The sequence below is a fragment of the Leeuwenhoekiella sp. NPDC079379 genome (genome assembly GCF_044542075.1).
Classification (GTDB): Bacteria; Bacteroidota; Bacteroidia; order Flavobacteriales; family Flavobacteriaceae; genus Leeuwenhoekiella.
Genome location: NZ_JBITTU010000003.1, coordinates 267,057 through 286,668, shown reverse-complemented (window position 1 = coordinate 286,668; position 19,612 = coordinate 267,057). Strand labels below are relative to the sequence as shown.

Below are 19,612 nucleotides of genomic sequence, written 5' to 3'. Positions count from 1 at the left end.
AGTATTATAAATTTCTTACTGCATTTTTGAATTGTCTGCCGCGATCTTCGTAATTATCAAACAAATCAAAACTTGCACAAGCCGGTGACAGCAATACATTATCTCCCTTATCTGTTAATTTATAAGCGATCTTCACTGCTTCAGAAATAGATTCTGTCTCAATAATAGTTTCTACCATATTACTAAAAGTGTGTAGCAATTTTGCATTGTCAACACCCAGACAGATTATAGCTTTCACTTTCTCATTCACTAACGGAAAAAGGTCTTTATAATCATTTCCTTTATCTACACCTCCTACAATCCAGACTGTAGGTGCGCTCATGCTGTCAAGGGCATAAAATGTAGCGTTCACATTAGTTGCTTTAGAATCGTTTATATAAGACACATTGTTAATCTTTAAAACGTATTCTAAGCGATGTTCTACACCCTGAAAACCTTCTAAAGATTCTCGTATGGTAGCCTTGCGAATACTTAGTAATCGAGAAGCTGTCGCTGCTGCCATCGCATTTTTAGTATTATGAGCACCTTTAATTTCTAATTTTTTTGTTGACATAGTCATTCTCGTATCGTCAGTTATTATGTTTATTTCTTCGTTTGCGTAAAACGCTCCTTGTTTTAATTCTTTTGTAATTGAAAAAGGCATCAGTCTTGATTTAACCGGGTGCTTTTCTAACCATTCTGTAATCACGGGATCATCAGCATCGTAAATCAAAAAATCATTTTCGGTTTGATTTTCCGCTATGCGGAATTTAGACCGGATGTAATTTTCAAATTTGTACTCATATCTATCCAGATGATCTGGTGTTATGTTCATTAGTATGGCGATATGCGGTGCAAAACTTGTTATACCATCTAATTGAAAGCTACTAATCTCAAGCGCGTAATAGTCTTGATCATTTATAGCTACCCACTTTGCAAAACTGTCTCCTATATTACCTGCTGCAACACTCTTAAGTTCTGCATGTTTTAATATATGTGCCATGAGCATTGTGGTAGTTGTTTTGCCATTACTACCCGTGATACCAATTAAAGTTCCGGTTGTAAATCGCGCCGCAAACTCAATTTCTGAAATCACTGAAACTCCTTTAGCCACTAATACTTTTACTAATGGTGCTTTATCAGGAATCCCGGGACTTTTCATAACCAGGTCTGCGTTAACAATTTTAGCCTCAGTATGACCGCCATCTTCCCATTCAATCTCAAACTCTTTAAGAACGTCTCGGTAGTTGTCTTTTATCTTCCCAAAGTCAGATACAAAAACTTCAAAGCCTTGTTTTTTACCAAGTATTGCAGTACCAACTCCGCTCTCACCACCACCCAAAATCACTAACCGTTTCATCTACCTTACTTTTAAGGTTACAATTGTGATAATAGCTAGTAAAATGCCTATAATCCAAAAACGAGTAACAATCTTACTCTCGTGTATTCCTTTCTTTTGGTAATGATGATGTAACGGCGACATTAAAAATATGCGACGCCCCTCACCAGATTTTTTCTTAGTGTATTTAAACCAGCTCACCTGTAGCATTACCGACAGCGTTTCCATAAAGAAGATCCCGCAAAGTATAGGTATTAGTAATTCTTTACGAATCGCAATTGCAATAACCGCAATAATACCTCCTATAGTTAAACTCCCCGTATCCCCCATAAACACTTGAGCTGGATAAGTATTGTACCAAAGAAAACCAACTAAGGCTCCTACAAAAGCGGTAATAAAAATTACCATCTCCCCAGATCTCGGGATATACATAACATCTAGATAATCACTAAATATGATATTACCAGAAACCCAGGCAAAAATCCCCAGGGTCAACACAATTATAGCCGAAGAACCCGCTGCGAGCCCATCTATTCCATCGGTAAGATTTGCACCATTAGAAACTGCTGTCACTATAAAAATTACAATAGGGATAAATAGCAACCACGAGTATTTTAGATAATCAGGACCTAACCAACTTACCAAAATACTGTAGTCTATCTCATTATTTTTGACAAATGGGATAGTTGTAGTCAATGCTTTTTCTTCCGAAGAAAATTCACGCGCACTACTATCTACAAGCTCTTCTTGTTGAATAGGGTTATTTGCAATTTCTTGCTTAACCGTAATTCCCGGATGAAAGAACATTGTTGCTCCTACAATTACACCCAGCCCAATCTGACCAAATATTTTAAACTTCCCCTGAAGCCCTTCTTTGTTCTTCTTTTTGATTTTTAAGTAGTCATCCATAAAACCAATTGCACCCATCCAAAGAGTAGTTACAATTAAGAGGATCACATAAATATTCTCTAGTTTAGCAAGTAATAAAACTGGTATTAAAGTTGCCAATATTATAATTAGACCTCCCATAGTAGGAGTACCTGCCTTTTCTACCTGACCTTCTAAACCAAGGTCTCGTATAGATTCTCCTAATTGCTTTCTTTGTAAATAAACAATGATTCGCTTTCCCCAGATTGTAGAGATTGCTAACGACATTAAAATTGCAATAGCCGCCCTAAACGTAATAAACCCAAAGAGACTTGCCCCCGGGAAATTGTATGTACGCTCTAAATATTCAAAAAAGTAAAACAGCATATTTTTAAAATTCAATTACGCAATGCGCGTTTTTGACTTATTTATTTAGTTCAGTTAACAGTTCTTGCACAATTTTGAAATCATCAAAATCGGTTCGTTTTCCTTTTACTTCCTGGTAAGTTTCATGTCCTTTCCCGGCGATCAAGATGATATCATTCTCTTCTGCCATTTGACAAGCCGTTTTAATTGCTTGTTTTCGTGACGTAATTGAAAGTGTCTTTTTATAATCTAGCGGCTCTACACCTTTTTCTATTTCTTCAATAATAGCATCAGGATCTTCACTACGTGGGTTGTCACTCGTGAAAATTACTTTTGTACTTAATGCTGCTGCAATCTTACCCATAACTGGACGCTTAGTGCGATCTCGGTCACCACCACAGCCTACAACTGTAATCAGGTTTTCATTTTTTGTACGGATGTCATTAATTGTTTCAAGCACGTTTTTTAATGCATCTGGCGTATGTGCATAATCTACAATCGCAGTAATTTTTTTTGATGAAATCAAATACTGAAACCTTCCACTTACACTCGTTAATTCAGACAAATACTGAAGTGCCTCAATCTGTGTTAGACCCAGCAACTCTGTAGCAGCATAAATAGCCAGTACATTATAAGCGTTGAAAGATCCTATTAACTTCACCCAAACTTCAGTATCATTTACCTTAAGCAATAAACCAGTAAACTGATTTTCTAAAATTTGTGCTCTATAGTCTGCATACGATTTAAGCGCATAGGTTAATTTTTTTGCCTGAGTATTTTGAAGCATAATCTGCCCATTGCGATCATCTATATTCACAAGCGCAAATGCATCTTTAGGTAACTTGTCAAAAAATGATTTCTTTACATCTCTATATTCTGCAAAACTGCTGTGGTAATCGAGATGGTCGTGTGTGAGGTTTGTGAAAATTCCTCCAGCAAAATGTAAACCTTCAGTACGCATTTGATGAATGCCGTGTGAGCTAACTTCCATAAAGCAGTACTCAATACCTTCAGCATTCATTTCTGCTAAATATCTATTGATTGTAAGTGAATCTGGTGTGGTATGAGTGGCAGCATATTCTTTATCTGCGACCATAACCCGTACTGTAGAAAGTAAACCAGTTTTAAAACCCGCCTTAGTAAAAAGCTGATATAATAATGTGGCTATAGTTGTTTTACCGTTTGTACCGGTAATACCTACTAATTTTAAATTTTCTGATGGATTGTTGTAATAATTAGAGGCAATTATTGCCAAAGCTTTCGCAGAGTTTGAAGTCTGCACATACGTTATCCCATTTACAAATTGAGACGGCATCTCTTCACAAATGATGGCAATCGCTCCCTGCTTTTCTGCTTTTGCTATATACTCATGACCATTGCTTTGCGTACCTTTTACAGCTACAAAAACATCATTTAAGCCTACTTTACGCGAATCAAAGTGCACCTCATTAACAGGCACATTAGGATTACCTGTTACAGACTCTAATGTCACTTTATACAATATGTCTTTTAATAAAATCACGACAGTTGTAAAATGATTTTTTGGTTCTTACTCAGTTTTTGTCCGGCTTTTAAAGATTGTTCTCTCACTTTACCGTTGCCTCTATATTCTACTTGTAAACCTAAATTCTCTAAAATAGATACCGCATCCATCCCACTCATACCTTTAACATTAGGTATTGTTTGCGCTCTGTTTTGCGACATTTTATAGTAACCCTCATAATCAGAAACCACAGGTTTTGTATTTGTGTCAGCCAATTTAACCTCATCAATTATAGGTGTATCACTGTAAATCTTTTGCGCAATTTTTTTAAATACAGGAGCTGAAACTATATTGCCATAATACCCTAAGCTTTTTTTAGGCTTATGAATAACCACAATACACGAATACTCAGGATTTTCAGCAGGAAAATAACCTGCAAACGAGGCAATGTATTTACCCTCCTCTAACCAATACTCTGTTTGACAGGTCCCTGTTTTACCTGCCATAGAAAAATCTTTAGAATAGATATTACTTGCTGTACCACGCTCTACAACATGCAGCATCATATCTTTTACTTTATTAATAGTCGTCTGTGAACAAATCGCCGGGTTAATTACCTGCTTTTCAAATTTCTCTACAGAAACATCCCACTTTTTTATCTCTTTTATAAAACGAGGTTTTACCATCTCTCCATTATTAGCAATGGCATTATAAAATGTAAGTGTCTGAAGTGGTGTCAACGAAACCCCATAACCAAAAGCCATCCATGGTAGTGTTGTACCGTACCAGTTTGCGTCACCCGGATATGGGAAACGTGGCGATCCTTCTCCTTTTATCTCTAGTCCTATTTTATCATTAAGACCCATATTATAAAGACGCTTTAAAAATCGCTTAGGATCGTCTTTATAATTTTCATTAATCATTTTTGCAAAGGCTGTATTTGAAGAAAGTTCAAATGCTTTTGCTGCGCTTATTTTACCATAGCCTCCCCAATGCGAATCATAAACAGTACGGTTATAAAATTTAACCCGCCCGTTTTCGGTATCTACAACATCGCTACTATCTATAACTTTATCTTCTAAAGCAGCAACCATAGACATTAACTTAAAAGTAGAACCAGGCTCTGCAGACTCATACACTGCATAATTACGATCTTCATAATAGCCACCATCTTCCATACGACCCAGATTAGAAATCGCCTTAACCTCTCCCGTCTTTGTTTCCATTACTACAACACAGCCGTGATCTGCTTGAAACTTTTCTAAGGATTCTAATAAAGCGTGATGTGCAATATCCTGAATGTTTACATCTATTGTAGAAATTACATCATAACCATCTTGCGGCTCTACAATATTATCATCGCCTATAGGTTTCCATTGCCCTTTGGCAATACGCTGCTTTAAGCGCTTGCCTTCTTTACCCCTTAAATATGTACCAAAAGCACCTTCAAGTCCCGCTTCGCTATATCGTCCATATTCGGTTAAACGATCATAGCCTATGGTTCGCTCTGCGATTTTATCTAACGGATGCTCTCTTACGGTACGCTGCTCAGTTATGATACCTCCCTTGTAGGGACCCTTATTAAACAACGGTAATTTTTTAACAGCTAAATATTTTGAATACCCCAGGTTTCTCGCCAAGAGCAAGTATCTGTTTTTATTAACCCTGGCTTTACGCAACGCACTTATGTAATGCTCAACCGGCTTACCCAATTCTGCAGATAAGCCCTTAGCTAGATCCTGTACATTTGCTTCAAAATCTGTCTGCGTAGGTGCTAATGCATCAAAACGGATATCATACTTAGGTACTGAAGTTGCTAGCAAACTCCCATCACCAGCATATAAATTGCCTCTATTTGCAGGAATTGTAAACATGCGCTCTGTACGAGCTTCAGCCAGTGCCTTATACTTATCACCTTCAGAAACCTGAATATTAATAAGTTTAAACGCAACAAAAAAGGCAAAGAGAAACATAGCTCCTGCCACTAAATACATCCGGTTTAATATGTTCTTTTCGCTAGTCGCCATTAGAACTTAAGGTGCTTTACTTACGTTAATTTTTTTTGGCGGCGTCATTGAAGGTGCCAAGCCACTTTCTGACACTTTACGCGTCACTACACTTTCCATTTTAGATCTGCGTGCTTCTAAACGTGCATCTACAAACTCACTATGTAATTCTTTCACTTCTGCACTAAGGCGTGATATCTCGTGTACTTTCTTATCTGCACGATGCGAACTGCCAATCATTATAATCGCCAGAAATGACAAGAATATGATCATACGCCAGTTCTTCATAGCATCATCGCTAAAAAGAAACTTACCTTTTAATATGTTATAAATACCTTGCTTCAAAATGCACTTATAGTTTTTCAGCAATACGCAGTTTTGCACTACGCGCTCTATTATTCTCTTTAATTTCAACCTTACCGGGAACGATAAGACCACCTACCTTTTTAAAAGGCACAGTGAAATTGCCAAACATATCTTTCTCAGGCTCACCTTCAAATAACCCATTACGTATGTAACGCTTTACCAACCTATCTTCTAAAGAGTGATATGAGATAAGACTAAGTCTCCCACCTGGTTTTATAAGCTCTTCGGTCTGACTTAAAAACTCTTTTAAAGCTTCAATTTCCTGATTTACTTCAATACGAATCGCCTGATATACCTGAGCCAAAACCTTATTCTCTCTATTAAGAGGTAGATATGGTTTTAAAGCACTTTTTAAAGCTTCAGTAGTTTTAATAGAATTTTCTTTTCGCACAGAAATAAGCGTTCGTGCAATTTTAGGAGCACTTCTCAACTCACCATACTGTAACAATACTCTACTCAAATCCTCTTCAGCATACTCGTTAACCACATGATATGCAGAAAGCTTATTTTTTTGGTTCATTCTCATATCCAATTCCGCGTCAAAACGTGTTGAAAAACCACGTTCTGCGACATCAAATTGATGAGAAGAAACACCAAAATCCCCCAATATACCATCTACCTTAGCCGCACCGTAAAATCTCAAAAAGCGTTTTGCAAAGCGAAAATTCTCGTGAATAAGTGTAAATCTTGAATCTTCAATTTTATTCTCTAAAGCATCAACATCTTGATCAAAAGCAAATAATTTTCCGTTTTCATCAAGACGACTTAAAATCTCTTTTGAGTGACCACCACCTCCAAATGTCACATCAACATAGATACCATTTGGCTTTATAGCCAAACCATCTACTGTCTCTTTTAATAATACTGGATTATGATAACTCATCTATTATATCATTTTGACCTCCCATTACATCTTCTGCAAGCATAGCAAAATCACCATCATTATCGCTCACAGCCACTTCATAAGCTACTAAATCCCAAATCTCAATTATATTACCTCCTGAGGTCAACACAATATCTTTTGAAATTGAAGCAAATGATATCAAGTCTTTAGGAATAAGTAATCTGCCGGCAGCATCTGCTTCAATCAACTTAACTCCCGCAGTAAATCTTCTTATAAACTCTACATTCTTTTTAACAAAACGATTAAGACCGTTAAGCTTTTTCATCATTACCTCCCACTCAGACATAGGCCACAACTCAAGACATGAGTTAAAAACAGAACGCTTTATCACAAAGCCCTCCTGCAACTCTTTTGCCAGCTGTTTTTTTAATGCAGAAGGCATCATAAGACGTCCTTTAGCATCAACTTTGCATTCATATGTCCCTATTAGGCTGAGCACTAATACTGTAGGTTTTGATTATTATAACTTCAAATATATAGAATTTATTACCACAATCTCCCACAATCTACCACTTTGTTAATAAGTCTACCCACTTGTTGACTATTGCTAAAATCTTAACAGTGGGCTATATCCCTGTGCGCAAACTCATTGTTGATAAACCCTTGACATACTTCTACAATCCCTTTATTTTTAAATTTCGATTTTAGTCTAATTGTCTATATTTGTGCGAAAGCCTCTTGCCGACCAATTATGAAGCACCAATTAAAAACCGAGGGAAAATTCACCTACCTAGAAGCAGGCGAAGGCACCCCTATAATTATTCTTCACGGACTCATGGGCGGACTCAGCAATTTTGATGAGGTAACCGAGCATTTTTCTAAACTTGGTTATAAAATCGTCATTCCAGAATTGCCTTTATACGCTATGCCTCTCATAAAGACGGGTGTTAAGACATTTGCAAATTATCTGAATGAGTTTATAAAACTAAGAGGGTATAAAGACCCTATTTTATTAGGAAACTCATTAGGAGGGCATATAGGTCTTATACACACAAAACTCTATCCTGAAGCCACAAAAGCTTTAATTATCACAGGAAGTTCTGGCTTATACGAGAGCGCAATGGGCGAGAGCTATCCTAAACGAGGAGATTACGAGTATATAAAAAAGAAGGCAGAAGATGTTTTTTACGATCCTGCTGTAGCAACAAAAGAAATTGTTGATGAAGTTTATCAAACGGTTAACGACCGCAATAAACTCATTAAAACTTTAGCAATTGCTAAAAGTGCTATACGTCATAATATGGCTCAGGATTTACCACACATGAATACCCCTACTTGTATTATTTGGGGTAGAAATGATACCGTCACTCCACCAGAAGTAGCAGAAGATTTCAGCAAACTTTTACCCGATTCAGATTTGTTTTGGATTGATAAATGTGGTCATGCAGCAATGATGGAGCGCCCGGTTGAATTTAATGAGATTCTTTCAAGCTGGTTAAAAGACCGCAATTATTAAAACCAAACCATGCGAATCAAATCTGCTGAATTTTTAGTAAGCAACTCTAACGTAGCTAAGTGCCCGCAAAACAAAATGCCCGAATACGCCTTTATAGGCCGTTCTAATGTGGGTAAGTCGAGCTTGATTAACATGCTTACCGATCGTAAAAATTTAGCAAAGACATCTGGAAGACCTGGTAAAACTCAGCTTATTAATCACTTTGTAATTAATGAAACCTGGTATCTAGTTGATTTACCCGGTTATGGTTATGCCCGTGTATCTAAAAAAGCTAAAAAAGAATTCCAGAAATTTATCACCCAGTATTTTGAAGAACGAGAGCAATTAGTTTCGGCTTTTGTACTTATAGACTGCAGACATGATCCTCAGCCTATAGACAAAGAGTTTATGGAGTATATGGGTGAAAAGCAAATACCGTTCTCAATAATATTTACCAAGGCAGACAAATTAAAACCAAAAGCACTTGAGCGTAATATTGAAAATTACAAACAAGCTTTACTCGAAGGAGCATGGTTAGAGATGCCCAATTACTTTATAAGCAGTGCCTCTAATTCTGAAGGAAAAGAAGAAATTCTAGAATATATAGGATCTATAAACGAGCAGCTTAAAGACCAGTAGTCTTTAAGTTAATTAACGTTATAAGCTCTTTCTCGTTTTTCAAATTATCTAATTCTGCTTTAGAAATAAATTCTCGCAAGACATTATTTTCTTCATTGAGAATTATAGGATAGGTAAACCGTGCACGTGCATCTGCTCCAAATTTATTTTTGAACTCATCTAAGTGATGAAACTCTAAATCTAAATCTGTATTATCTTTAAATGATTGCCACTCTGGCTTTATTTTTAAAACACCGTAGGTTATATCACATAAACTACAAGGATATGTCTTAGGACTTATCACTTTATGCAAGCTATCAAGATACCCATTTAGCTTCCCAGAGTTGGCGTTATAAACAAATATGAGTTTCATATTTATTTCTTTAATTCTAATTTTTCTGCAAAGTAATCACAGAAATCCATCATCGTTGCAGACATTTTCTCATCATCTGTTGCGCGCTGAAATGTTTTAGCCATACTCACTAAAGTTTGATGAAAAAACACCTTCATCTCATCTACAGGCATATCTTTTGTCCATAAATCTATACGCGCTGCCTCCTGTGTTTTTGCATCCCACAAGGCAAGCATTAAAGCCTTAGCAGGCTCATTTGCAACACCACCATCGGGAGCATTCCAGGAAATTTTTTCGGGTACTCGATTTGCGTCTAATTCTACGTTTATTCTAATTTCAGTTTTCATGAACCGTTATTAATTACGGGGTTTATAATTTGTTTTCTCAAAAATCTCATCTGTGCTTTTTTCCGGAAGCATTTGCAAAGGTATTGCATTACGCTCCATATAGCGATTTACAATTCGCCAGCCTATATAGCGTCCTAATCTAGGTGGGCTGTCATTATCAAAATCAAGATAAAATTTTGAAAAAGGGGCCGGATTCACAAAGCGACTTAGCAGCTTACTGTCTGTATCAAAAAGTAATTGATTTTCTATAAAATATTTCCAGATGTCAACTTCATTTGCTTCAGCCCAGTTATATTGATCTGCGGTATAACCTATAATCTCATACTGCGGCTTTAAAGTCAAAAGTTTTTGCATCATATACAGTCGTTTTCCGTGATAAATCATTTCATCAAGAAACCTGCGATTACCTTTATGCTTTATAAGTTTTGAAACAAATGCATCTGCCACATTTACATCTATCTGCTCTTTTTTAAAATTTTGCGTGTAAAAACGCTGTATTCCATTGTAAAAAGGATGTTCTGGACCTAAATAATTATCAAGGCCTATAAGAAGTAAACTATCTGTTAAAATAACAGGCATTTTATAAGATACATCTGAAGTTATTGTTACCACCTCTGGAGCGGTAAATTTTGGATAATAGAACTTTATATGCTTAAAAACGTTTTCTAACTCGAGCTCAACAATATCTAAATGAGGAAAAGCTTCTGCTACCTCTGTATTTAGCTCAAGCTGTATGGTGTCGTTAATTTTAGCCACCCAAAAACTATCTGGATATTCTTCTGGAAACAGATATGGATACTCGCTTATTAAGTTTTTTAAACCGGCAGAATCTACCCTGGCAAACTTAGCATCAAACCTATCTATATGTATATCTATTGCTATTTCAGAAATTTCATCGGGTAATTTTGCATCTTTCTTACAAGCGGTAATTAAAAATAATAAAAGCCCTAAAAAAATGCTAAATCTACCAAGTATAGCCCTCTTCGCTCCAATAAACTTTTTAAAATTTAGTAATTTCACCATAATAAAAAATTGCGCCGCAAAGGTAGTATTTACATCTAATAAATCTGTTTCTTATGCAAACTGAAAAAGTAATTGATCACATCGTAAACTGGCTAAAAGATTATGCCATCAATGCCAACATAAATGGTTTTGTTGTGGGTATTAGCGGCGGAATTGATAGCGCAGTGACCTCTTCACTTTGCGCAAGAACAGGATTACGCACACTATGTGTAGAAATGCCCATACATCAACCGCCTGCGCACGTAACTCGAGGTAAGGAGCATATTGCACAGTTAAAAAAACGATTTGCAAATGTGAGCGATGTAAATACAGATTTAACCGAAACATTTGAAGTATTTAAGGCTGCACTTCCTGAAATATCAGCTAGTCCAGAACTTGAGTTAAGCCTTGCAAATACAAGAGCTCGCTTACGTATGAGTACTTTATATTATTTTGCTGGCGTTCATAAATACTTAGTCGCCGGGACAGGAAATAAAGTTGAAGATTTTGGCGTGGGTTTTTATACAAAATATGGTGATGGCGGAGTAGATCTTAGCCCTATTGCTAATCTTATGAAAAGCGAAGTTTATGAACTTGCTAAAGCTTTAGGCGTGCCTCAAAGTATACAAGTAGCCAAACCTACTGATGGACTATGGCAAGATGATCGTAGTGATGAGGATCAAATAGGTGCAAGTTATGACGAACTCGAATGGGCAATGCTTGAAGATGAAAAAGGCCATACGGCTACAGATTTTGAAGGACGTCAAAAGCAAGCTTTTGAAATTTACAAACGCTACAACAATGCTAATAAACACAAAATGGAACCTATTCCTGTTTGTGAGATTCCGGCTAATTTGAAAGAATAATGACGTTAAACCTGTAAATTTATTCTTACACCGAAAAGCATTTGCAGTTCAATTAAATCATACTATTTTAGCTGTTTAGAAGAATTTTTCTCTCTTATGATTACAATTACAGTAGCAGATCACCATCCCATAATAACAGATGGTTTGTCACATATTTTACGCAATACAGAACACCAGATTTTAGATGTAATTGTTGACGGAAACAACTTAGCAGCTTCTCTAGAAAATCAGGTTCCTGATCTTGTGGTAATGGAGATTGACTTGCCTAATCTACAAGGCCTGTCTGCTATTAAAGAGTTACGCAGAAATTTTCCGGGATTGAAGATTATGATTTTTAGTACCCACCCTGAAGAAATGTACGCGCTAAGCGCTATCAAGGCAGGTGCAATGGGTTATGTAGGCAAAACGGTAGATTCTGCAACAGTTTTAAAAGCCGTAATACAAGTAGCTCGTGGTGGCATCTACTTGAATAATGCTCTAGTAGAAATGTTATCAAATACAGATCCTTCTAAAAATAATTCGCTTGCATACCGTTACAAAAAGCTTTCTACTCGTGAGACCGAAGTTTTAAATCTATTATCTTCAGGAAAACGCAATAAAGACATTGCAGAATCTTTAGATATAAATGAGAAAACAGTAAGTACTTATAAAACACGTTTGCTTAAAAAGCTAGATGCCGGTAGCCTTGCAGAACTTATTCAGCAAGCGCGATTGTTGCAAACTTCAGATTTGTAGCACTAGACTACCCTATTTAATTTTAAGGCTATAAATTTATTCAGCTCCTGATAATCTTTTATATCCATTAGTACTTCCATAGAAGAATTCTCGGGTACCCTTATTACTTCAGCAAGTTGTTCTATCTTTTGTGAAACGTAAAAACGCCGTAGATAAAGCACTGTTTGAGAAACTACCTGTGCAACCGTATGTTTTTTAAGCTTTACGTAGATTTCCTGAGTATCCCACCTGTGTAATACATACTTATCTTCATTTAAAATGATATCAGAAATTAATGACCCCTCATCAGGATTAACTGTATTAATAAAGGTTTCTATTTTAAAGTTTTCGCGTTGTTGCGTCAAGGCATCAATCAATTTAACGTAGAGATTTCTAAATTGCTCATTTGCAAACTCAGTCTCATCTTCTTGAAGATCAAGGTATATTTTCTCATACACATCAAGCTCTAATACAACTGGTTCCTCTACAGGATCACCATCTTCATTTTCTTTTACAATAACATCATCAAATTTTATTTTCTGATTTCCGTAGAGTAATAAAAGCTCTATAAGTTTACGCTCTAAGACAAATTGCCGGTCAACCTTTTCGGTGGTCTTTTTTTCAACCACCTTCATTTGCCCTGCGTTAGGCTTAGTAGGCGCAGGTGCTTCTTTTTGCCCTTTATTTAGAATTTGAGCGAGCGTATTAAACAGCACATCCTCTTTAATGTCCATTATGCGGGCGCACTCCTGAATGTAGATCTCCCGTTTAATAACATCAGGAATTTTACCAATGCTCTCTACCATATCGCGCACAAGTCCGGCTTTTTTTATAGGATCACCATGCGCCTCTTCCATAAGAAGAGAAGCTTTATACTGTATAAAATCTTTGGCATTGTCCTTAAGAAAATCCTGAACCTCAGTCAACGTATTTTTACGCGAGAAACTATCAGGATCTTCTCCTTTGGGAAAACTACACACCTTAACATTCATCCCCTGCTCAAGGATTAAATCTATACCTCTCAGCGATGCCCGTTGACCAGCGGCATCCCCATCAAAAAGAACTGTAATATTTGGCGTAAGCCGATTTATAAGACGTATTTGTTCTGGGGTAAGAGCAGTACCAGATGAAGACACCACATTCTCAATTCCCAATTGATGCATTTGAATCACATCTGTATACCCTTCAACCAGATAGCATGTATCCTCTTTAGCTATAGCTTGCTTTGCGTGATATATTCCATAAAGAACTTTACTCTTATGGTAGATATCGCTCTCGGGACTGTTTAGGTACTTTGCGGCCTTTTTATCATTTGTTAAAATACGCCCTCCAAAGCCTAAAATTCTTCCGCTTAAAGATTGAATAGGAAAAATTACTCTTCCCTTAAAGCGATCAAATTGCTTTTCTTCTTTAATTATTGAAAGTCCTGTTTTTTCTAAGTACTCTAGCTTATAGCCTTTGCGTATCGCTTCACTGGTAAATGCATCCCAGGTATCTGGTGAATATCCTAACTGAAATTTTTCTATAGTTTCTGGAGTGAAACCACGTTCTTTGAAATAAGTGAGACCAATAGCCTTACCGGCTTCTGTATTTAAAAGTGTTTTATGAAAATAATCTTTTGCGTATTCTGAAACCACATACATGCTCTCACGCTCATCTGCCTGCTCTTTTTGCTCATCTGTTTGCTCGGTTTCTTCAATCTCAATATTGTATTTTCGAGCCAGGTATTTAATGGCTTCAGGATAGGTGAAATGCTCGTGCTCCATTAGAAAAGCAACTGCATTGCCTCCTTTTCCGCTTGAGAAATCTTTCCAGATCTGTTTAACCGGCGACACCATAAAACTGGGTGAACGCTCATCTGTAAACGGACTCAACCCCTTATAATTACTTCCCGATTTTTTGAGATTTACAAAATCACCTATAACCTCCTCTACACGAGCAGTTTCAAACACATTATCTATGGTGGTTTTAGAGATCAATTTTTTTTAAGTTATCAGTTAAGCACTAATTGCATAGGAGCGGCTGCAAATTTAAGCAATAAAAAACCTGCACGTTAAGTTAACGTGCAGGCTTATTAAAGTTTTTATACACACAGTAGACACTAGTCCATATCAAATCGAAGACCTACAGATATATTGCGCTGATCAACAGGATTATCTTTAAAGATGGTATTTAAATCGTATTTGACGTAAAGCGCTGTATCACCAAAAGCAACATAACTACTTAAGCCGTAAATAAAATTATTAGTATTAAAATTTTGCTTAAACTTATCTTTACGATCCTCACCGTTTTCTTCGTATTTCAGCTTTTGAATAGTCAATAAATTAAAGCCGGCATAGCCCCCTAACCCAAGTTTGAATTTGTTTTTTGTAGAATATCTAAAGTAATTATCACCTTCTCTTTTAGTTGAAGGCCCTATCTCAAAATGAATTGGAAACACTAAATTATCCATTCTAAACTTAGCCTTATCGAGATTTAGAGGATAGGTTTCTAAAACCGTCTCATCACCCTGCTCCACTAAGTATTGATTGTCATCAATCTTCAACCCATTAAACTGAAAACTAAAACCGTATTTTAAACGTAGAAAATTAGAGTTATCAAACACACGTGTTTTCCACGCGTAACCCAACTCAAAAAAGCGGCTTCCTCCTATTTTATAGGGTGAATCATTTAATCCCTGACCGTTAATAATCGCATTATTAAAACCTATTGCCAAAACAATATCTGCTGTTGTGCGGCGATCGTAAACGATGTCACGCTCACTAGAATCACCTAATTTAAGTTTATCGTTACCTATAAAAATCCCAAAAACACTACCATCATATATACTATTGTTACGTTCTAAAAGATCTATTTGACTTTCTATAATAGCAAGCTTATCTTCTATATTGCGGGCGTGCTTTTTAGCAGCTTCTTTTTTTAATTTGCCAGCTTCTGTTTCCGTGATTTCATTATTCGAAAGGCGTTTATTTATGGCCAGCACTTCGGTTTTCAAAGCTTCTTTTTCTTGATTCACAACCTCTTCTTTTTTAATTTGAAGTTGTTTTACAGTTTCTGTATTTTCTTCAGATTGTGCGAATGTTAGCTGTGGTATAAAACTTAGCCCAACGATAAAAAGTAAAATTAAAGTTCTCATAATTTTTGATTTAGTTTCAGGTCACCACTCTCCGCCATAGACGGAGATTAGCTTCCCAAAGATTGATGAATGAATATTTATATTAATTATTGCGAGATACAACAGCCTCTCTAGCTTTTAAAAAACCATCTTTAAGTGCTTCAAATATGCGGTCTCTAAAGGAGGGATCTAACTCTTCTTCAACTTCATAAAGTAATGCCTGTGCATTTACTTCATTTTGAGCATTTTTAAATAGTTTTTCGGTAATTATATCACGTTGCGCTTCGCGTAATAGCATATCGATTTCTACATCAGAATAAGCTACACCGGTGTTTTGCTGCTGCTGTACTTTTAAAAGCAGCTGATCTACTTCTTCATTAATATAATTCTGAATAGGAGCATCTAAACTAGTCTCTTTTGTAGTCTTTTGAGACAAAGCTACAGCCTCAGTATTCTTTTTAACTACAACTGAATTTTCAGGAAGTATAGCAACCTTTTTAACTGCATCTTCTCTTTCTACTTCAGCAACTACCTCCTTAGCTGTATGAGGCAATTGCTTTTCAGTAAGCTTGTTTTCTGGCAAATAATCTTCAGTTGTAGTTTTTTCTACGGGAATTTCTACTACCTGTTGATTTTGTGGAATCTCGTTTTCAAAAAATAGCGTTCCTGTTAGTATTAATATTCCAACAAAACTAGCTGCCATAACTAACCAACCGTAGCCTTTTTTATTTTTCCGCTTTGCGGAAGAATCAAGCTCATTTTCTATACGTTCCCAGGCAATTGAAGTAGGATTAATCTCCCTATTCTCAAGCTTCTCGCGTATGTTTTCTTCAAATTTCATCGGTGCCATACAGGTATAGATTAGATTCTTTTAATTTGTACTGAAGTAGTTTTCTAGCCTTAAACAGTTGAGTTTTAGAAGTACTTTCTGAAATTTCAAGCATCTTTGCAATCTCCTGATGCTTAAATCCCTCAACGGCATACATTACAAAAACAGCACGATAGCCTTCTGGTAATTCGTCTATTAAAGCTTGAATATGCTCAACCTCAAGGTCACTGTCTTGCGGACTGTACGTCGCATCATTAATCTCTTCTGAATATTCCGTAAAAATGATCTTTTGCTCTTTGCGCAAATAGGAGATTGACTCATTTACCATTATACGTCGCATCCAACCTTCAAAACTACCTTCTCCTCTAAAGGATTCCAGATTTTTAAATACCTTCAAAAAGCCATTGCACATCGCTTCTTCAGCCTGCATAATATCTTTTAAATACCGTCTGCAAATACTCAGCATTTTAGGAGCATGCAAATTATAAAGTGTTCGCTGCGCATCACGATTTCCGTTAGCTGCTTTCTTTATAAGCTGTTTCTCGTTATTAAAAAATGAAATGACTTTCACAAAAGAGGGTTTTAAAACTGCCTTCACTTATATAGACGCAGCATTTTATAAAATGGTTGCCTGAGATTAAAAAAAAACTGAATTTAATTTTAGATAGCTCATTATCAACAACCAATTGTAAAATAAAACAAAATGAAGTCTATAATAAAACAATTGAAAATAAGTCTTTGTAGATGAAGACATTTATAAATTGACGCACGACTATATATAAGCACTTTGAAGATTATAGCGCTACTACCTTTTAAACTAAAAGTGTTACTTTTTACGTTCAATTACATAATTCACCATAAGAATAAGTGAATCTTTATATTGAGATTCGGGATATTTATCAAGCATTCTAAGTGCCTGTTGTTGCAGGGAGACCATTTTATCAACTGCATAATCTAAACCCCCAGATTTCTTCACATAATCAATCACCTCGTTTACGCGATTTTTATCTTTATTATGATTCTTAACCGAGTTGATGAGCCATTTACGCTGTTTTTTATCACTATTGTTTACCGCGTAGATTAGCGGAAGAGTCATTTTTTGCTCTTTAATATCTATTCCGGTAGGCTTTCCTATTTGTTGAGTTCCATAATCAAAAAGGTCATCTTTAATCTGAAACGCAAGGCCTATTAGCTCTCCAAATTTGCGCATAGCCTCTACATCTTTTTTACCTGCGTGTACGGCACAAGCACCCATCGCACAACAAGCAGCTATTAATGTTGCTGTTTTTTGACGTATGATTTCAAAATAAATTTCTTCGGTAATATCAAGGTTCCGTGCTTTTTCTATCTGAAGTAATTCACCTTCGCTCATCTCGCGTACTGCTACTGAAATAATCTGCAAAAGATCAAAATCTTCGTTATCTATAGAAAGTAGCAATCCTTTTGAAAGTAAAAAGTCACCTACTAAAACGGCGATTTTATTTTTCCAAAGTGCATTAAGACTAAAAAAACCACGACGGCGGTAACTATCATCAACCACGTCATCGTGCACTAATGTAGCTGTATGTATCAATTCTATTACAGAAGCACCGCGATAGGTACGGTCGTTAAGGCGATCATCTCCCAGCATTTTTGCTACCAGAAATACAAACATAGGTCGCATTTGTTTTCCCTTGCGATTTACAATATAATGGGTAATGCGGTTGAGAAGTGGCACTTTTGATTTCATCGAAAGCGAGAACTTTTGCTCAAAGAGTTCCATCTCGTGAGCAATAGGTTGCTTAATTTGTTCGACTACTTTCACTAATTTTTGTGTTATTATATACCTTTAAAAATCTCTAAAGCATCTTACAAATGACAGCAGAGAACTAATTACTTATCCATTTTTATTTGCGAGTTGACCACAAGCCGCATCTATATCTTTTCCTCGAGAACGTCTTACGGTTACCGTTATACCTCTCTCTTCAAGTTTTGTAACATAACGATCTATCACTTCTGGTGCTGCCTGTTGAAACTGGCCGTCGTCTATAGGATTGTATTCGATCAAATTTACTTTACTTGGTACTGCCAGGCAAAATTCGATTAACGCCTCTATATCTTTATCCCGATCATTTATACCACCCCAGACAATATACTCATAGGTTATAAACTTCTTTGTTTTAATATACCAATATTGGAGCGCTTCTTTAAGTTCTATTAAAGGCATTTGCTCATTAAAAGGCATAATATCTGTACGCACCTCATCTAAAGCAGAATGCAACGAAACAGCAAGATTAAATTTCACGGCGTCATCTGCCATCTTCTTAATTATCTTAGGCACACCAGAAGTAGAGACCGTTATACGTTTTGGTGACATTCCTAAACCATCTGGAGACGTTATTTTCTCAATAGATTTTATTACGTTATTGTAATTCATCAACGGCTCCCCCATACCCATAAATACGATATTAGAAATTGGTCTGTCGAAGTATAATCTACTCTGCTGGTCTATCGCTACAACCTGATCAAAAATCTCATCAGGATTAAGATTACGCATACGTTTTAAACGCGCCGTAGCACAAAATTTACAATTTAAACTGCATCCTACCTGTGAAGATACACAAGCTGTAGTTCTACTAGCCGTAGGTATTAAAACAGATTCTACAGTAAGATTATCGTGAAGTTTCACCGCATTTTTAATTGTACCATCTTTACTGCGCTGCATCTGATCTACCTTGATGTGGTTAATCACAAAATGAGTATCTAAGAAGCTGCGGGTTTCTTTAGACAGGTTTGTCATGTCATCAAAAGAGTGTGCTCCTTTGCTCCACAACCATTCATAAACCTGATTGCCTCTAAAAGCCTTCTCACCCTGAGTTACAAAATAATCCCTCAATTCATCACGGGATAATGCTCGAATATCTTTTTTAGTTTGTATCACGCTGTAAAGTTACTATTTAACAAGCTGCTTCCTATAACCAAAGCCTTAAGTTTTATACTAAAAAAATCCCCGACACAACTGCCGGGGATTTTAGTATTATAACT

Annotated in this window: 20 protein-coding genes; 4 read left to right on the top strand and 16 right to left on the bottom strand. The window is 36.4% G+C overall.

Annotation, left to right across the window (positions count from 1 at the left end):
* Positions 1–4: 4 nt before the first annotated feature.
* From murD to ACIGAM_RS07150, 7 genes are read right to left on the bottom strand one after another with little or no spacing between them, the layout of a single operon-like run.
* Positions 5–1,339: a UDP-N-acetylmuramoyl-L-alanine--D-glutamate ligase gene (gene murD, locus ACIGAM_RS07180; RefSeq protein WP_396510786.1), complete on the bottom strand. Its 1,335-nt coding sequence runs from the start codon at positions 1,337–1,339 to the stop codon at positions 5–7.
* Positions 1,340–2,572, bottom strand: coding sequence for a phospho-N-acetylmuramoyl-pentapeptide-transferase (mraY, locus tag ACIGAM_RS07175; RefSeq protein WP_396511022.1), 1,233 nt, complete (start codon positions 2,570–2,572; stop codon positions 1,340–1,342).
* Positions 2,573–2,609: 37 nt separating this feature from the next.
* Positions 2,610–4,073 (bottom strand): UDP-N-acetylmuramoyl-L-alanyl-D-glutamate--2,6-diaminopimelate ligase, encoded by a 1,464-nt coding sequence (locus ACIGAM_RS07170; protein WP_396510785.1) that lies wholly within the window; start codon positions 4,071–4,073, stop codon positions 2,610–2,612.
* Complete coding sequence (locus tag ACIGAM_RS07165) at positions 4,070–6,061, bottom strand: penicillin-binding protein (protein ID WP_396510784.1); 1,992 nt, start codon at positions 6,059–6,061, stop codon at positions 4,070–4,072. Before ACIGAM_RS07165 ends, ACIGAM_RS07170 begins: the two co-directional genes overlap by 4 nt.
* Positions 6,062–6,067: 6 nt before the next feature.
* Positions 6,068–6,385, bottom strand: a complete 318-nt coding sequence (locus ACIGAM_RS07160; RefSeq protein WP_396510783.1) for an FtsL-like putative cell division protein — start codon at positions 6,383–6,385, stop codon at positions 6,068–6,070.
* Between the two features lie 7 nt (positions 6,386–6,392).
* A complete protein-coding gene (rsmH, locus tag ACIGAM_RS07155) occupies positions 6,393–7,289 on the bottom strand; it encodes a 16S rRNA (cytosine(1402)-N(4))-methyltransferase RsmH (protein ID WP_396510782.1) in 897 nt (298 codons plus the stop codon).
* A complete protein-coding gene (locus ACIGAM_RS07150) occupies positions 7,276–7,749 on the bottom strand; it encodes a division/cell wall cluster transcriptional repressor MraZ (RefSeq protein WP_396510781.1) in 474 nt (157 codons plus the stop codon). The genes rsmH and ACIGAM_RS07150 overlap by 14 nt, the downstream gene beginning before the upstream one ends.
* A 252-nt stretch (positions 7,750–8,001) precedes the next feature.
* On the opposite strand from ACIGAM_RS07150, the gene ACIGAM_RS07145 reads away from it, so the two are divergent.
* Together ACIGAM_RS07145 and yihA are read left to right on the top strand one after the other, a co-directional pair.
* A complete protein-coding gene (locus ACIGAM_RS07145) occupies positions 8,002–8,766 on the top strand; it encodes an alpha/beta fold hydrolase (protein WP_396510780.1) in 765 nt (254 codons plus the stop codon).
* A 9-nt stretch (positions 8,767–8,775) separates the two neighbouring features.
* Positions 8,776–9,384, top strand: a complete 609-nt coding sequence (gene yihA / locus ACIGAM_RS07140) for a ribosome biogenesis GTP-binding protein YihA/YsxC (RefSeq protein WP_396510779.1) — start codon at positions 8,776–8,778, stop codon at positions 9,382–9,384.
* On the opposite strand, the gene ACIGAM_RS07135 is transcribed toward yihA, so the two are convergent.
* The 3 genes from ACIGAM_RS07135 to gldB are packed head-to-tail and all read right to left on the bottom strand — an operon-like array spanning position 9,371 to position 11,085.
* Positions 9,371–9,736: a GTPase gene (locus ACIGAM_RS07135; RefSeq protein ID WP_396510778.1), complete on the bottom strand. Its 366-nt coding sequence runs from the start codon at positions 9,734–9,736 to the stop codon at positions 9,371–9,373. The two genes, yihA and ACIGAM_RS07135, sit on opposite strands and share 14 nt — an antisense overlap.
* A 2-nt stretch (positions 9,737–9,738) precedes the next feature.
* The gene (gene gldC, locus ACIGAM_RS07130) at positions 9,739–10,062 is read right to left on the bottom strand and encodes a gliding motility protein GldC (RefSeq protein WP_028377560.1); all 324 of its coding nucleotides are present in this window, start codon (positions 10,060–10,062) and stop codon (positions 9,739–9,741) included.
* Between the two features lie 9 nt (positions 10,063–10,071).
* The gene (gene gldB, locus ACIGAM_RS07125) at positions 10,072–11,085 is read right to left on the bottom strand and encodes a gliding motility lipoprotein GldB (protein ID WP_396510777.1); all 1,014 of its coding nucleotides are present in this window, start codon (positions 11,083–11,085) and stop codon (positions 10,072–10,074) included.
* Between the two features lie 53 nt (positions 11,086–11,138).
* On the opposite strand from gldB, the gene nadE reads away from it, so the two are divergent.
* Both nadE and ACIGAM_RS07115 read left to right on the top strand, forming a co-directional pair.
* Positions 11,139–11,930: an NAD(+) synthase gene (gene nadE / locus ACIGAM_RS07120; protein ID WP_396510776.1), complete on the top strand. Its 792-nt coding sequence runs from the start codon at positions 11,139–11,141 to the stop codon at positions 11,928–11,930.
* 96 nt (positions 11,931–12,026) lie between these two features.
* Positions 12,027–12,665: a response regulator gene (locus ACIGAM_RS07115; RefSeq protein WP_396510775.1), complete on the top strand. Its 639-nt coding sequence runs from the start codon at positions 12,027–12,029 to the stop codon at positions 12,663–12,665.
* Between the two features lie 2 nt (positions 12,666–12,667).
* Here ACIGAM_RS07115 and dnaG read toward each other — a convergent pair whose 3' ends face one another.
* From dnaG to rlmN, 6 genes are all read right to left on the bottom strand, one after another.
* Positions 12,668–14,623: a DNA primase gene (gene dnaG / locus ACIGAM_RS07110; RefSeq protein WP_396510774.1), complete on the bottom strand. Its 1,956-nt coding sequence runs from the start codon at positions 14,621–14,623 to the stop codon at positions 12,668–12,670.
* A gap of 122 nt (positions 14,624–14,745) precedes the next feature.
* Complete coding sequence (locus ACIGAM_RS07105) at positions 14,746–15,780, bottom strand: hypothetical protein (protein ID WP_396510773.1); 1,035 nt, start codon at positions 15,778–15,780, stop codon at positions 14,746–14,748.
* Between the two features lie 82 nt (positions 15,781–15,862).
* On the bottom strand, positions 15,863–16,609 hold the full coding sequence (locus ACIGAM_RS07100; protein WP_396510772.1) for a hypothetical protein: 747 nt from the start codon (positions 16,607–16,609) through the stop codon (positions 15,863–15,865).
* On the bottom strand, positions 16,590–17,159 hold the full coding sequence (locus tag ACIGAM_RS07095) for an RNA polymerase sigma factor (protein ID WP_396510771.1): 570 nt from the start codon (positions 17,157–17,159) through the stop codon (positions 16,590–16,592). Before ACIGAM_RS07095 ends, ACIGAM_RS07100 begins: the two co-directional genes overlap by 20 nt.
* A 255-nt stretch (positions 17,160–17,414) precedes the next feature.
* Positions 17,415–18,392: a polyprenyl synthetase family protein gene (locus ACIGAM_RS07090; RefSeq protein WP_396510770.1), complete on the bottom strand. Its 978-nt coding sequence runs from the start codon at positions 18,390–18,392 to the stop codon at positions 17,415–17,417.
* 72 nt (positions 18,393–18,464) lie between these two features.
* A complete protein-coding gene (rlmN, locus tag ACIGAM_RS07085) occupies positions 18,465–19,508 on the bottom strand; it encodes a 23S rRNA (adenine(2503)-C(2))-methyltransferase RlmN (RefSeq protein ID WP_396510769.1) in 1,044 nt (347 codons plus the stop codon).
* Between the last annotated feature and the right edge of the window lie 104 nt (positions 19,509–19,612).